Here is a 15,853-nt window from a genome sequence, read left to right on the forward strand (position 1 = left end):
CTAATGGATTTAATTTTTTTCTTTAGTCATTTTTTTCTTTTTTTAGATACCCAGCCTTCTTTATTCACTTGTTTCGCTCTTGCTATAGCAAGGGCATCTTTAGGTACATTTGAAGTAATAGTTGAGCCAGCAGCTGTATAGCTATTTTCTTCTACCACAACTGGTGCTACCAAATTAGTATTACATCCGATAAATACATTATCTTTTACTACTGTTTTATATTTTTTAACACCATCGTAATTAACTACAACGGTTCCACAGCCAAAATTACAATTACTTCCCACTTCAGCATCTCCTATATATGTCAAATGAGATACTTTAGTTCCATCACCTATAGTTGATTTTTTAATTTCAACAAAATCACCTATTCTTGCTTTATTGCCTATCTTAGATTCTGGTCTTATATAAGCATAAGGCCCAACTGTAGTATCATTACCAACAGAACTATCTAGAATTACTGAGCATTGAATTATAACATCTTTGCCAATAACACTATTTTGAATTCTTGAATTTGGATACAAAATTGTTCCTGATTTTATTATAGTTTCTCCTTGCAATACATTTCCTGGATAAATTACAACATCCGCTTCTATAACAACTTCAGAATCAATATAAGTGCTTTCTGGGTCGATCATAGTAACACCATTATCCATATGCATATTATTAATTCTTTCTCTCATAATTTTCTCAGCCTCTGCTAATTGAGCCCTAGAATTAACACCAATAATTTCATCAAATGGTACAGAAATAGCTCCTATACTTCCTTTTTCTGATTTTATTATTTTAATTACATCTGGAAGATAATATTCACCTTGAGAATTATCATTAGAAATTTTATCAAGACTTTCTAGTAATCTATTTATCTTAAAACAATACATACCAGAATTAATCTCATTTACTTCTAACTCTTCCATACTACAATCTTTATGCTCAACTATTTTATTTACATTACCTATATCATCTCTAATTATTCTTCCATATCCAAATGGATTTGCAACTAAAGAAGTAAGTATTACTCCGTCAAAGTTTCCCTCTTCTGCAAACTTAACCAACTCCTCAATAGATGCTTTTTGTATCAAAGGAGCATCTCCTGTGAAAATTGCAACATAGCCTTCTTTGTTTTTCAGAAATTCTTTAGCGCACATAACTGCATGCCCTGTACCTAATTGCTTATCTTGCAGTGAATATGACACTTCTTTAATTTCAGTAACTTTAATAACTTTTTCTGCTTCATTTCCAATTATCACATTTATATTTCCAATATTAGCTTTTTTAATATTATCAATAACATGATTAATCATTTCTTTACCACAAACTTTATGTACAACCTTAGGTAATTCAGATTTCATCCTTGTTCCTTTACCTGCTGCTAAAATCAAAGCACACTCTTCCATATAAACACCTCATTTATTTTAATATATGCTATACTTTTTTTATAAAGTCAGGTTATACAAATTACTAATGATATGCATTACATATTAAATCATTTAACATACCTTATTTATTATATTTTATAAAAACTCTTTTTTCAACCTATTAGCGGTTATTTGTATAATTTAAAATTTTCTAATAATTTAAGCAAAAAAATAAAAAGGAGTGTTTCCCCCTTTTTATTCTTCTCCATCTACTGCAATTTCTATTACAGTATCTAAATCATTTTTTGCATCTTCGTATTCCATAAGAATAGCTTCTTGAATTTTTTGTCTTGTGTCAGTGTTGATAGGGTGAGCTATATCTTTAAATTCTCCTGCAGGAGTTTTCCTACTAGGCATAGCTATAAACAATCCATTTTGACCTTCAATAACTTTTATATCATGAACTACGAATTCATTATCAAAAGTCACAGATACTATTGCTTTCATTTTCCCTTCAGAAGAAATTTTTCTTATCCTAACATCAGTAATTTGCATTAACTCCACCTCCAAGATGCTCATAAGTATAGTATTCTACATTGTTCCTTTTTTTCCTTCAATAATTATATAAATTTTTTGAAAATTTTTATTAATTAGATATTAATTAGCTTTTTTGTATTAACAAAACAAATAATAACAAAATATTAATATATAATCGGCATAAAGTTCTCATCTGCACCTGAGTACTTAACCAATGCCTGCAAATTTATATTCTCTTTATCAATATCATATCTAATATCTTCAAACATAACTCCTACACCTTCCAAAAAGCTATTATACTTGGACAATAAATCAGTTATCGCCTTAAGCAAAACATCTGAATTAATAGTGTTATCAATCAAAATACACCTGCTATTGTTTTTAAAAAGTAATTTTGAAATACCTATTGTGAATATTTGCTGATTCTCCTTATACTCAACAGTTATAGCAGATCCTTCATTCAAATTATCCCCATATTTTATAATTACTAAATCTAAGTTTAAAATTTTAGCAACTTCGTATGCTAGTAACACCCCTCTATTTTCAACTGCTACTACATAGTCCAATTCTTTACTTGCAAATTTTTCAGCCAATTTATACGCTATATTCATATTAACCCTTGGATTCAAATTCAAGTCAGTTACGAACAATTCATTACCTGGGAATAATCTCTTTTTATCAATTAATAATTTATTAATATCAATTTCTTCATCTATGTCATCATTATGATAAAGCCTTATTGAATTCTTATTTAATATTTCATCAATCTTATTTTCAGTATCACCATTCAATTCTAAATATACCTGTTCTTTAGAAGAATCTTCAATTTCCTCTATTTCCACTATTTCCTCTATTTCCACTATTTCCTCTATTTCCACTATTTCCTCTATTTCATCTAGACTATCCTCATTATTTTGCTCATATTCTTGCAGAGCTTCACCATTCTCAATAGATTCCTCCTTTATATTATCATCCATCGAAACTAGTTTATCTCCATTTATTATCTTATTCTCATCTTGTACTTGTTTTAATTCATTTTGTTCTAATTCATTTTGCTCTTTCTTAATTTTTTCTTTTTCAATCTCTTCTAACGCCGAATTATAAGAATTAATTACTTTTTTTTGAATAAATAATCTTTCTTCTGTTTCTAGCCTTTTTTCTTTGTTTACTCCATTGCTAGAAAAAGTTGCTTTAGGCGCCATACGTACATACATACCAGTTTTTCCTTCTACTATTTGTATGTTTAAAATCTTAAATCCTTCTTCTAAAAAAACAGTCGCTAATGCTTTAGTTTCATCAGAATCTTGCACTTGAATTTCAATATCTGAAATATTCATTTTCCCATCCCCCTACAGTATTTGCTTTACAAATCACAAATTGTTGATGGTGTAACAACTGGATTTAAGGCCTCATCAACACCTTTGTATTCAACTATAGACACATAATCATTAACTAATTTTTTATCTGTATTCATATTATCTATCAAAATACCAATTCCAACCAATTCACTTTCAAATTCTTTTAATAAATTTATAATTCCTACTGCTGTGCCTCCTGCTCTCATAAAATCATCAATAAAAATACATCTACTTCCCTTTTTAATTGACTTCTTAGATAAGGACATAGTTTGAATCCTATTACTAGAACCACTTACATAATTTATGCTAACAGTTGGCCCTTCCGTAACCTTGCTATCTCTTCTAACAATAACTAAATTAATTCCTAACATTTTTGCTACTTCATAAGCTAGTGGAATACCTTTAGTCTCAACTGTAACAACACAGTCTACATTTAATTTTGAGAACAATGAAGCTAAAATAATTCCTGCCTTATACACTATTTTAGGATTAAATAATATATCACTAACATAAATAAATCCCCCTGGAACTACTCTATTATTATCATTCAAAATCTTACACAATTGATCTGAAAAGTCCAATATATCTCCTTCTGATACACTATTAATAAATTTTATTCCTCCAGAAGCACCTGAAACTGTTTCAACTTTTCCTATCTTCAAATCTTCAAAAACCTGTCTAATAACTACAATATCTTCACTAACTGTTGATTTAGCTGCATTAAACATATCCATAAATTTATTTAAATTAACTATCGTACTTGGGTTTTCAATTAAATACTTAGTTATAATTGATATTCTTCCATTCCTATTAAATTTAGGCATAATTTCAAATCCTTTTCCCGTATTTTTACGAACTATTTCTATAAGACATACTCTTATTATTCTTTATTTTATTCTAAAATGAATATATTATCAATAAATTAAAAGAATTTTCTTTTAATAATTTATTTTTTTCTTATTAATGTATTTATTTTTTCTGTTTTTGTATATAATTATATGATAGAAGGTTGTTTACAAGGAGTGATTCTATTGACATTTGATTTCTTAGAAGATAAACACAAGAAAATACATTTTATAGGGATTGGCGGCATCAGCATGAGTGGACTTGCTGAAATACTATTAGATAAGGGGTACTCCGTATCTGGTTCTGATAGAAATAATTCCGTTTTAATTGAAAAATTAAAATCTCTTGGCGCAGAAATATTTATTGGTCATAACTCGTCTAATATTACAAAAGACGTCGACTTAATAGTCTATACTGCTGCTATTCCAAACGATAACCCTGAATTGATAGAAGGCTCGAAATTAAATATATCAATTATGGACAGAGCAGAATTTTTAGGACATATTATGAGAGGACATAAATACAATGTAGCAGTTGCGGGAACACATGGTAAAACTACAACTACTTCTATGTTATCTTCCATTATTCTACAAGCTAAGCTTGATCCAACAATTTTAGTTGGTGGTAATCTAGACTTAATAGATGGTAATGTAAAAGTCGGTGACAGTGAATATTTTATTACAGAAGCGTGTGAATATAAAGCTTCTTTTCTGAAATTCTATCCTTACCTAGGTATAGTATTAAATATTGAAGAAGATCATCTTGATTTCTATAAAGATATCAATGAAATCCAAGAAACTTTCTCAAAATTTGCAGATTTAATACCAGATGATGGTTGTTATATATATAACGCAGAGGATAAGCGTGCTTATTTAATAGCAACTAAAGCAACATGCAATACACTTGGATTTGGTATTGAAAAAGGCGAAATACGAGCTCAAAATATCTCTTACGAAAATGGTATTCCTAAGTTTGATGTATATAAGAATGATAAATACGTTATAACAATAAAATTACAAGTACCTGGTCGTCATAATATTCTAAACTCATTAGCAAGTATAGCTGCTGCTTTTTTATTAAATGTAGATAACGAAAACATCAGATTAGGATTATACAATTTTGCAGGTACGCATAGAAGATTTGAAATAAAAGGAAATGTAAATGGTATTACCGTTATTGATGACTATGCTCATCATCCTACAGAAATTAAAGCCACACTACTAGCTACAAAAAAATTTCCTCACAATAGAATTGTCTGTGTTTTTCAGCCTCATACTTATACAAGAACGAAAACACTTTTTAGTGATTTTGCAGATTCTTTCGGTGATGCTGATTCCTTAATACTGGCAGAAATATATGCTGCTAGAGAAAAAAATGATGGTTCTATAAGTTCAACAATGTTAGGTAATAAACTTCGCGAAAATGGCGTAGACTGCAAAAACTTTGAAACTTTTGAAGAAATATCAACTTATCTTAAAACCCAACTAAAAGACGGAGATCTTCTCCTTACAATTGGCGCAGGAGATATTTATAGAGTAGGAGAAATGTTTTTAGAAAATTAAGCTTAAGATCAATGCACAATTGTGGAGGATTTTCTTACCTTTGGTCATAAAATCTTTAATTCAGTTATAAAAAGCTCGATAATCTAAGATTATCGGGCTTTTAAATTCATTTAAAAAATCATTTTTTAGCAAATACAAAAAATATAAGCATTATTTATTTTTCTTTTAATTCCTTAATTTCTCAGTCTTTCAGTTTTAATTCCTCAATCTTTTAATCTTTTAATCTTCTAATTAAATAAAGATTTTGCCCCGCAAAATCATCCTCAATTGTGCATTGTGCATTGTGCATTGTGCATTGTGCATTAAATAAAAGAACTCATATGAATTCTTTTATCATATGAGTTCTTTTATTTCCTATATTTATTCATTTGCGATTCAAATCTCTTTTTATTTTTATATACTTGCCATTTTATTTTAGTATCCTTAAAAAAGTCTTTTCCAAAGAAAACAAAGAAATTGACTACTGATGCTATCGCTGCTATTTTTTGCCCAATACCAGAAGAAAATATAACAGTGTATGCTATCAATGCCCAGTTAAAATACCCAAGATATTTCATTTTTATCGGAAGAATAAAAAACAACAACACTTCAAAATTAGGGAATAAATAAGCAAAGGCTAAAAATAACGAAAGATTTAAGTTTTCATTTGTAACAGTACTTCCTGTCAAAAACGCAGCTGCAATTGTTGCAAGTATGCCTATTAAATAGTACATATTAAATTTAAAACTTCCCCATTGTCTTTCCAATGTAGTCCCTATCATATAATAAAAATACAAAGCAATTATCATCCACAAAAAACTAGTAGAAAAAGGAATGAATAAGAACGTTACAAGTCTCCACACTTCACCATTTAGTACTAAAGAAGGATCTAGAGTTAATTTTGTGTAAACTGAATAATAAGCTGACGGACTAAGCTGTCCTAATAAAAACACAAAACCATTTAAAGCTAGTATATATAGCATCAAATTATTAATGGCATATTTTTTATATTTAATTTCTAATCTGTTTAACCATTTCATTTAAATTTCTCTCCTTAAATATATTTACTCAATTTTATTTATATATTATAATACTAGCTTGCCCTTAAAGTCAAAAGAACATATTATTAACATTTTAGTATTACAATAATCTGTTACTATAATGTTCTTTTAATATTTTGAAGTAGTAAATTCCTTTTGTTTTTGACCAACTTGAAAATATTTCAAAATATATTTTTTAACTGCCACTATAGCAACATAACCTAAAACCAGTGAAATAATTATGGAAGCACCTGAAGCCACATTATAATAATATGATACTGTTAAGCCCAAAAATCCAAATACTATTCCTATCACACTTGAATATACAATAATTCTTTTAAGGTTTTTAGTTAGTTGCTTTGCTATAGCTACTGGAATTGTAAGCATTGCTATTACAAGAATAATACCAACACCTCTTATTAATAAAACTATAGCACATGCAATTAAAATATATACAATATACTCTATTTTTTCAACATTAATTCCCATAGTTGACATAAACTCAGCATCAAAAAGATAAGCTCGTAAATATTCAAAAAAAGCTGTTGCCAGGAAAACTATTAATAAATCTAATAATGCTAGCAAAAATAAATCAATAGTAGTTACCGATAAAATATCACCAAATAAATATGAAGTCATATCTGGTGGATACCCTGGTGCTAAATAAATAAAAATTATTCCTAGAGACATTCCAAATGCCCAGAACATACCTATCAATGTATCCTTATCTGTTTTAAATTCTTTATTGATTTTAGAGATACCAAGCGACGAAAAAATTGCAAATATTAAAGCTCCTAGAATAGGTTCAAACCCTAACAAATATCCTAAACCTATCCCTCCAAAAGATGTATGTGCTATTCCGCCACTCATCATAACCATTTTCTTTTCAACAACTATTGTTCCAATAATAGAGCAAAGAATACTAATCAGTATTATGCTCATTGCAGCATTTCTTAAAAAAACATATTTCAAAATCCCTTCAAGCATAATAACCTCCTAATGTTCACTTAAAACTCTATGTGGTACTCCATGAGCTATCAAATCTACAGGACACCCATATACTGTCTTTATTAAATCTTCTTCCATTTTCGTCTCACCATGATAATACAATTTCTTATTTAAACAAGCTATATTCTTTACGTAGGAAGAAATAACAGATAGGTCATGAGTAACTATCATAATAGTAATATCTTTATTCAATTCTTTCAATATAGAAAATATTTGACTTTTCATCATTCCATCAAGACTTGATGTTGGCTCATCTAGTAAAAGTAATTTAGGTTCTCTGAATAAAGCTCTAGCTATCAATACCTTCTGCAATTGTCCACCAGAAAGTTCTCCTATTTGCCTATCTCTTAAATGATACAAACCTAGAGATTCCATTATAGAATATACCTTTTGCAGCTCCTCTTTTGTATGTCTAGAAAAAAGTCTAGGCCTACTAGGTAACTGGGCCATCATAATCACTTCTGTTATATTGATAGGAAATTTTCTATCAAAATTTGTGATTTGTGGTACATATCCAATATGTTTTTTCATAGTTCTATTATCTTTCCCTAATATCTTCACATCTCCGGAATATTTTTCTACAAAACCTAATATCAATTTTAACAGCGTACTCTTACCTCCTCCATTGGGACCAAGAATAGCTAAAAAATCTTTTTCATACACTTCTAGATTGATATTTTGAAGTGCACAAACATTTTCATAATAAACATTTACTCCTTTTATTTCTATAATTTTATCCACTATTATCACCTATTCCGATACTGAATTAAACAAATCAACTGTTTTCCTTAAATTTTCTATATAATTAGAAGAAAGAGGCTCTAACTCAATAGCTTTTCCACCAATCTCATTTGCAACTAGCTCCGATTGTTTACTATCAATTTCAGACTGATAAAATACTGATTTTATTCCTCTATCTTTTGCTAAATCAATTACCTCCATCAATCTTTCTGGTGTAGCTTCTTTACCATCTTCCTCTAACGCAATCATAGACAAACCATAATCATCGGCAAAATATCCAAAAGACGGATGATAAACAATTATAGTTTTTTCCTTAAGTCCAACTATACTCTTTTTTATTTCTAAATCCAAGTCTTCTAATTCGTCCTTATAACTTTCTGCCCGTTTTGCGTAGAAATCACTATTCTCTGGATCGATGATGCTAAGCTCCTCTTGAATAACATCAACCATCGTCATAACTCTTTTAGGTGACATCCATATATGTGGGTCTCTACTGTTTTCCGAAAAAAATAGGTCTTCATATTTTTTTTCTACTTCCTCATTTAATTTAACTAATTTTGCACCAGCTGCCAATTGCTCAATTTTAGGAAGAATACTCACTTCCTCCGCTGGAACTCCAATGGAAAAATACAAATCCGAATCCTCTAATTGTTTCATAATTAGTGGAGAAGGCGCATAATTAGCTGGGCTCTGTCCTGGTGGAATTATAGTTACAATATCAACTAGATCACCTCCAATTTTTTTGACAAAAGTCTCTTCTGGTACAATAGATACTGCAATTTGCAATCTATTTTCTACTACATTATCAACCTCTTCACCTTTACTACATGAAACTAAAAACATTATACCTATAATTAATAAAACAATTTTTTTCATCTTCATATTAAACCTCCAAAATAATAAAAACACATTTCTATTTAATAATAATTATTGACATCAATAACTACTAGTATACTAACATATTTTTCTTTATTGTACAATTTTTTTGTTGGTTTTTGAATTAACAATTCACATATATAATTGTGTTCAATTTTGTGTAAAAATTTCAAATAAGGGTATTATAATATCAACACTTTATTTAATAAAATAAATAGTAAAGGAGCACTTTTTATGAAAAATTTTCTTATTTTCACTAGTGTAGACATACTTTTAATATTAGTTTCATACTTTACATTTAGAGCAATCATCAGTGGACCAACTCGCCATAGAATATATGAAAGATTTTTTAGTTCATTTGCTAAATTCGTAATATTTATTTTTGTCGGTACTGTTTTAATAACTTCAGTTTCTGCTCTAGTCTTATATAAAACTCGCTATATTGTATATTTAAATATAATTGCTCCAGCATTAGTCTCAATTTTTATAGGAATAATTATTTCTCTAATCCCTACTCGCGGCGTAGGCGATAAAGAAAAATAATATATTGACTTAACAATAATTAAGTAGTATAATTCAAATATAGTTACGGGGTATAGCGCAGATGGTAGCGCGCGTGGTTTGGGACCATGAAGCCGCGGGTTCAAGTCCTGCTACCCCGACCAAAGATTACCTTTTAGGTAATTTTTTTTTATCTAAAACTACTCTCCTAGTATATTTATTGATCTAAATTCACATTGCACTTTAATTCAAACTTTACTTGTATTAGGTTGTAATAATGTTAATTTAATAATAGAATATAATAGTACTGTTTAATATATTATCGACTAACTTAAAGGGGTAGAATTGTGAGCAACTTACTTGAAAAATTAATACAAAGAGATGTAGTAATCTTAAAAGTTTTAAACACTTCCATAAAATGCCGTTTTCTGGATATAATAATGCCTTTCATAACCTACTTAGGATCTGTTGGTTTTTGTTTTATATTCTGTTTGTTTATGTTCATATACCCAAATAAACAGTTTAATGATTTTGGTCTAAAATGTTTCGTTTCATTATTTGTAAGTTCTGCAATTGTAAGATTAATAAAAATAAATGTAAATAGGATTCGACCTTATTTAAAAATAGACAACCTATATACTAAAAAAATAGGTATTGATGAATATTCTTTTCCATCTGGACATACTACTGCTGCTTTTACTATAGGTATTGCTGCTGCACTTACATTCACTACCTTATCAGCTGTTTTTATAATTCTTGCATCTTTAGTCGGATTTTCAAGAATATATCTTGGAGTACACTATCCTACAGATGTAATGGCTGGAACTATTATTGGACTATCATCATCGTTGTTAGTCAACATTTTTATGTGAATTCATTTTTTTAATTTACTTATTTATATAATTCATACTTATTAAAGGAGGAATATATGCTTAATAATATACAAGCCGTTATATTTGATATGGATGGCACTCTAATAGACTCAATGTGGGTATGGGATAAAATTGATGTTGATTATCTAAAAAAAAGAAATATACCTTGCCCTGAAAAAATAAAATCTGAAATACAAAACCTAACTTATAAACAAACAGCTCTATATTTTAAAGAAAAGTTTAAACTTAAAGATAGCTTAGAAGAAATCATGGAAGAATGGCTACAAATGGCAATTTTTGAGTATAAACATAATATATTTTTAAAACCAGGAGTTAAATCTTTTATAAATTTATTAAAGACCCGAGATATTAAAATAGGTCTAGCAACTAATAATTCTAAAATCTTAACTGAATTAGTTCTTAAAAAAAATGGAATATATGCCTTTTTTGATGCTATAACTACCACTGAAGAATTAAATGTGGCAAAAAATCTTCCAGATATTTATCTTCTGACTGCTGACAAACTCAACGTAAGCCCTAAACATTGTATAGTTTTTGAAGATATTTTACCTGCAATAAAAGGAGCAAAAGCTGCTGGAATGAAGGTTATTGGGGTTGAAGATGCTTATTCAAGTTTTGAAAAAGATCAAATAATAAATTCATCTGATCACTATATAACTCATTATACTGAATTTATCAAAGAAGTAATTTAGCCAAATGTATTCGCATTTGGTTTTTTATATATACTATTTAGAACTTTCTCTATAAATTATTTTAGTTGGAACTATAATATTATTATTTTTTTCCGTATCTTCATTCTTAATTTTATCAATAATTAACTCACAAGACCTATATCCTAATTGATAGGCATTTATGTCCACTGAACTTAGGGTAGGAGTAATAAACCTACTTAACGGAACATTATTAAAGCTTATTATTTCAATCTCATCAGGAATTTTAATTTTTTCTTCTTTTAATGCCTCAATTGCTCCAAATGCTATAGAGTCATCCGTAACAACAACAGCTGTAGGTTTATTTTTAAGCTTTAATAACTTTTTCATAGCAAAGTACCCTTCATCTTTAAGAAAGTCCACAGCCACAACATAATCTCTATTAAAATCGATTTGGCTATCTACTAATGCATTCCTGTAACCATCTAATCTATCTAATGAAACTATAAATTCAAACTTCCCTGAAATAAAACCTATCCTAGTATGCCCTCTATTTATAAATTCCTGTGTTACATCATAAGATGCTTTTACATTATCATTATCTACGAATAAAATCCCTTTATCATTCATAGGCTTTCCAATTATCAATACAGGTATATTGTACTCTCTAATAAAATTCAAAATTTTATTATCTACTGAAGAATACATTACTATAACTCCATCAACCCTTCCACTCATAACAATTTCCTTTATTGATTTTAACTGTTCTTCCTCAGTCTCTCCTGTAGATAAAAGTAAGCAAAACTCTTCTTCATGTGCAAATGAAGAAATACCACTCAAAGCTACTGGATAAAAAGGATTAAGAAGAGCTGTTTCTGTGGAGTTAGGCATTACTATTCCTATTGTCTTCGTCATTCTGTTCACCAAACTTCTAGCTATAGCATTAGGGAAATATCCTAATTTTTTCATTGCTTCTCTAACTTTTATTTTCGTATCTTCAGATATTCGCGAACTGTCGGATATAACTCTAGAAACTGTAGAAGGCGATACATTTGCTTCTCTTGCAACATCTTTTATTGTAATTTTCATAGTAACTACCTCTTTAAACTTAATATTATGCCGAATATAACTATTATATAGTAAAATGTACCCTATTTTCAATAAAAAAAGAAGCAAACAATTTGTTTGCCTCTCATTTTATGAATTCTAATTTATTTCTTTCCAAATAAGAAATCCAATTATGAAGACAGATGCCTCTTTAAAATTTCTTATATCAAATCCTGTATCTTTTTTTATCTTATCAAGTCTATATATCAAAGTATTTCTGTGTATATACAGTTTTTTAGCAGTATCACTTATATTAAGATCACAGTCAACAAACATCTCAATAGTATTAATAACTTCATTATCAAATTTATCAAATTTGTTTCTAAATTTGATATAAAGTATATCCTTTATATAATCATTGAGATTATATACTATTTTTTCAAATATAATGTTATCATAATTAAAAACATTTTCTTTTAAATTAAATTTTCCAACAATTTCGTAACATTCTTTTGCATTAGAATATGTTTTCTTTAATCCACTCACAGAATTAAATTGCTTCCCATAACTAACAAAACAGTCTGAATATAAATCTGATAGTATTGAATCTTTAATACTTTTAGTATGCTCCTCAACATCTTCAAATTGACCAATGACAAGAATACTATCTCCATATAAAACCACCAATACTTCCTCACTATATAATTGATTAATAACATCTACAGCTTCATATCGGCTTCCATCTACTTTGATATATATAAGGTTATAACCACTATCTAGACCAGAGATACATATGTCTATATCATCTTGAGCTACCTTTTCTCCATTAAGAATATTTTTAAGAATAGTTTCTCTATCTGCATAAAGTTGTTTATAATTTTCTTGAATAACATACTTCAGTAGATTAATACAGGTTTCAAATTCTTCATTCAATATTACTTTCGCTCTCAATTTATTAGTTACTAATGGAAACTCAAGAGTTTCATCTTCCTTGAAATTCAAGCCACAGTCATATATTATTGTCCCTTTTTCATCAATTAAATTAAATGGTACACCTGTATTAAAGCTTAAATTTCTAAGAAAATTCTTAAACTCTTGCATTAAAATTCCTCCTAAACGATAGTTTTTTCAGTTTCTTTATCAAAGAAATGTAATTTTGTTTCATCAAAAGCAACCTTAATAACATCTCCAGCTTTAGCTTGTGATGAACCATTTACTCTTACAGTAAATGCATTGCCTTCTATTGTAGCATATATATAAGTCTCTGCACCCATTAATTCTGTTACTTCAACCTGAGCATCTACAATAGTATTAGGATGTCTTTCGATAAACTCTTCATTATCATCCATATTTTCTGGTCTTATTCCCATAATTACTTCTTTTCCAAGAAGATTAGCTTTTTTCAAAGCATCAACTTTTTCCTCTGATATAGCTATTTCAACTTCTCCAAATTGAGCAAAAACTTTATTATCTTTTTCAACTAATTTAGCTTCACAGAAATTCATTTGTGGACTTCCTATAAATCCTGCAACAAAAACATTAGCTGGGTGATCATATACTTGTTGTGGTGTATCTACTTGTTGAATTAATCCATCTTTCATAACTACTATTTTTGTACCCAATGTCATAGCTTCTGTTTGGTCATGAGTTACATATATAAATGTTGTTTGCAAACGTGTATGTAATTTAGCTATTTCTGTTCTCATTTGAACTCTTAACTTAGCATCAAGGTTTGATAAAGGTTCATCCATCAAGAATACTTTAGGACTTCTTACTATAGCTCTACCCATAGCTACCCTTTGTCTTTGTCCACCTGATAAAGCTTTAGGCTTTCTATCTAATAATTGTTCTATGTCAAGAATTCTAGCTGCTTCTTTTACTTGCTTGTCAATTTGATCTTTTGGTGTTTTTCTTAATTTCAAACCAAATGCCATATTATCATAAACTGTCATATGTGGATACAATGCATAATTTTGGAATACCATCGCTATATCTCTGTCTTTAGGAGCAACATCATTTACTACCTTATCTCCTATATAAAGTTCACCTTTAGTTATTTCTTCAAGACCTGCAATCATTCTCAAAGTTGTTGATTTACCACATCCTGATGGTCCAACAAAAACTATAAACTCTTTATCTTCTATATCAAGATTAAAATCCTTTACCGCTGTAACATTACCTGCATAAACTTTGTAAATATTTTTTAACTTCAAACCTGCCATTTTAACTCCTCCTAAAATTATGTTATCGATTAACTATAATATTATTTTACATCTTATAGCGCTTTTAATCTATTCGCAATATTTACAAAGTTAAAAAAACTAATTTGTGAGATAATACAAACCTTGATATAAGTCATCATTTTCTAATTTTCTATCAATTGCATTCAAAACTTCCCATTTTTTCAAACTCCACATAGGTTCTATCAACATATCCCTCGGAGAATCTCCTGTTAATCTATGAATTACTACGTTAGCTGGTAACAAGGTTATAGATTTACAAATTAAATCTACGTATCTTTCCATAGTCAAAAAATCCAACCCTTTTTCACTATAAAAGTTTACAAGAGGAGTGTCTCTCATTAAATGGAGCAAGTGCATTTTTATACCTTGAATGTCCTTATTCGCTAGATACTTTATAGTATTTAACATATCATCGTCCGTTTCACCAGGAAGTCCATAAATGGTATGAACTATAACATCTATATTTCTCTCTCTTAAATTTTCAACGGCATCTTCAAAAACTTGAAGCTTATATCCTCTATTTATAACTAAAGCAGTCTCTTCGTTTGAAGTTTGTAATCCTAATTCTACCCATACATAAACTCTTTCTCCAAACTCCTTCAATAAATCTAAAACTTCTTGACTTAAACAATCAGCCCTAGTAGCTATAGCGAGTGCAATAACACCTTCTTGTTCTATTGCTTCTTCATATTTTTTTCTCAATATATCAACAGGTGCATAAGTGTTAGTATACGCTTGAAAATACGCAATATACTTTCCCTCTTTCCATTTCTTTTGCATTTTCTCTTTTATATCATTAAATTGCTCTGTGATAGATAATCTTCTATCTCCTGCATAATCCCCCGAACCTCTTTCACTACAAAAAATACAACCTCCACTACTTATTGTTCCATCTCTATTCGGACAAGAAAATCCCCCATCTAGTGAAATTTTATATACTTTAGTACCAAATTTATCTCTCAAAAAATAATTAAGCGAATGGTATCTTTTTGTACCCCATTTATTTTCCATACAACACCTCTTTTTAGTTCAATGTACAATGCACAATTTACAATGCACAATTAATGATGATTTTCTTCGTTCCTCAGAAAATCTTTAACTAATTTTAATGACTTCAATGACTTCAATGAATTCAATGAATTCAATGACTTCAATGACTTCAATGACTTCAATGACTTCAATGACTTCAATGACTTCAATGACTTCAATGACTTCAA

16 protein-coding genes and 1 tRNA gene are annotated in these 15,853 nt (G+C 29.0%); 5 read left to right on the forward strand and 12 right to left on the reverse strand.

The features are described 5' to 3' along the window. Positions 1 to 26: 26 nt before the first annotated feature. The 4 genes from glmU to purR all read right to left on the reverse strand — a co-directional run bounded on the left by glmU (position 27) and on the right by purR (position 4,074). Positions 27 to 1,394 carry a bifunctional UDP-N-acetylglucosamine diphosphorylase/glucosamine-1-phosphate N-acetyltransferase GlmU gene (gene glmU, locus ACVHXK_RS14915; RefSeq protein ID WP_461207208.1) on the reverse strand — a complete coding sequence of 456 codons (1,368 nt, stop codon included), beginning with the start codon at positions 1,392 to 1,394 and terminating at the stop codon, positions 27 to 29. A gap of 216 nt (positions 1,395 to 1,610) precedes the next feature. Next, the gene (gene spoVG, locus ACVHXK_RS14920) at positions 1,611 to 1,910 is read right to left on the reverse strand and encodes a septation regulator SpoVG (protein ID WP_461207209.1); all 300 of its coding nucleotides are present in this window, start codon (positions 1,908 to 1,910) and stop codon (positions 1,611 to 1,613) included. Between the two features lie 146 nt (positions 1,911 to 2,056). Next, on the reverse strand, positions 2,057 to 3,229 hold the full coding sequence (locus ACVHXK_RS14925) for a septation protein SpoVG family protein (RefSeq protein WP_461207210.1): 1,173 nt from the start codon (positions 3,227 to 3,229) through the stop codon (positions 2,057 to 2,059). Positions 3,230 to 3,255: 26 nt separating this feature from the next. Continuing rightward, positions 3,256 to 4,074, reverse strand: a complete 819-nt coding sequence (purR, locus tag ACVHXK_RS14930; RefSeq protein ID WP_461207211.1) for a pur operon repressor — start codon at positions 4,072 to 4,074, stop codon at positions 3,256 to 3,258. Between the two features lie 207 nt (positions 4,075 to 4,281). Here purR and murC point away from each other — a divergent pair, with 207 nt between their 5' ends. Beyond that, entirely contained in the window at positions 4,282 to 5,658 is a 1,377-nt protein-coding gene (murC, locus tag ACVHXK_RS14935) for a UDP-N-acetylmuramate--L-alanine ligase (protein WP_461207212.1), read from the forward strand. A 347-nt stretch (positions 5,659 to 6,005) separates the two neighbouring features. On the opposite strand, the gene ACVHXK_RS14940 is transcribed toward murC, so the two are convergent. From ACVHXK_RS14940 to ACVHXK_RS14955, 4 genes are all read right to left on the reverse strand, one after another. Then, positions 6,006 to 6,677 (reverse strand): rhomboid family intramembrane serine protease, encoded by a 672-nt coding sequence (locus tag ACVHXK_RS14940; protein ID WP_461207213.1) that lies wholly within the window; start codon positions 6,675 to 6,677, stop codon positions 6,006 to 6,008. Between the two features lie 129 nt (positions 6,678 to 6,806). Continuing rightward, positions 6,807 to 7,664, reverse strand: a complete 858-nt coding sequence (locus ACVHXK_RS14945; RefSeq protein ID WP_461207214.1) for a metal ABC transporter permease — start codon at positions 7,662 to 7,664, stop codon at positions 6,807 to 6,809. A gap of 9 nt (positions 7,665 to 7,673) precedes the next feature. Next, positions 7,674 to 8,426 (reverse strand): metal ABC transporter ATP-binding protein, encoded by a 753-nt coding sequence (locus ACVHXK_RS14950; RefSeq protein WP_461207215.1) that lies wholly within the window; start codon positions 8,424 to 8,426, stop codon positions 7,674 to 7,676. Positions 8,427 to 8,435: 9 nt separating this feature from the next. After that, complete coding sequence (locus ACVHXK_RS14955) at positions 8,436 to 9,308, reverse strand: metal ABC transporter solute-binding protein, Zn/Mn family (RefSeq protein ID WP_461207216.1); 873 nt, start codon at positions 9,306 to 9,308, stop codon at positions 8,436 to 8,438. 228 nt (positions 9,309 to 9,536) lie between these two features. Here ACVHXK_RS14955 and ACVHXK_RS14960 point away from each other — a divergent pair, with 228 nt between their 5' ends. The 4 genes from ACVHXK_RS14960 (at position 9,537) to ACVHXK_RS14975 (ending at position 11,388) form a co-directional block, all read left to right on the forward strand. Further along, the gene (locus tag ACVHXK_RS14960) at positions 9,537 to 9,845 is read left to right on the forward strand and encodes a hypothetical protein (RefSeq protein WP_461207217.1); all 309 of its coding nucleotides are present in this window, start codon (positions 9,537 to 9,539) and stop codon (positions 9,843 to 9,845) included. 46 nt (positions 9,846 to 9,891) lie between these two features. Further along, positions 9,892 to 9,967: transfer RNA gene (locus ACVHXK_RS14965), tRNA-Pro, on the forward strand. Positions 9,968 to 10,150: 183 nt separating this feature from the next. Beyond that, positions 10,151 to 10,675: a phosphatase PAP2 family protein gene (locus tag ACVHXK_RS14970; protein ID WP_461207218.1), complete on the forward strand. Its 525-nt coding sequence runs from the start codon at positions 10,151 to 10,153 to the stop codon at positions 10,673 to 10,675. A 56-nt stretch (positions 10,676 to 10,731) separates the two neighbouring features. Beyond that, positions 10,732 to 11,388, forward strand: coding sequence for an HAD family hydrolase (locus ACVHXK_RS14975; protein ID WP_461207219.1), 657 nt, complete (start codon positions 10,732 to 10,734; stop codon positions 11,386 to 11,388). Positions 11,389 to 11,421: 33 nt separating this feature from the next. Here ACVHXK_RS14975 and ACVHXK_RS14980 read toward each other — a convergent pair whose 3' ends face one another. The 4 genes from ACVHXK_RS14980 to mnmL all read right to left on the reverse strand — a co-directional run bounded on the left by ACVHXK_RS14980 (position 11,422) and on the right by mnmL (position 15,647). Further along, positions 11,422 to 12,435, reverse strand: a complete 1,014-nt coding sequence (locus tag ACVHXK_RS14980) for a LacI family DNA-binding transcriptional regulator (protein WP_461207220.1) — start codon at positions 12,433 to 12,435, stop codon at positions 11,422 to 11,424. Between the two features lie 117 nt (positions 12,436 to 12,552). After that, complete coding sequence (locus ACVHXK_RS14985; RefSeq protein ID WP_461207221.1) at positions 12,553 to 13,494, reverse strand: PucR family transcriptional regulator; 942 nt, start codon at positions 13,492 to 13,494, stop codon at positions 12,553 to 12,555. 11 nt (positions 13,495 to 13,505) lie between these two features. Beyond that, a complete protein-coding gene (locus tag ACVHXK_RS14990) occupies positions 13,506 to 14,615 on the reverse strand; it encodes an ABC transporter ATP-binding protein (RefSeq protein ID WP_461207222.1) in 1,110 nt (369 codons plus the stop codon). 99 nt (positions 14,616 to 14,714) lie between these two features. Continuing rightward, positions 14,715 to 15,647, reverse strand: a complete 933-nt coding sequence (mnmL, locus tag ACVHXK_RS14995; RefSeq protein WP_461207223.1) for a tRNA modification radical SAM protein MnmL/YtqA — start codon at positions 15,645 to 15,647, stop codon at positions 14,715 to 14,717. Positions 15,648 to 15,853: the final 206 nt, after the last annotated feature.

The sequence above is a fragment of the Clostridium sp. DL1XJH146 genome, assembly GCF_054819755.1.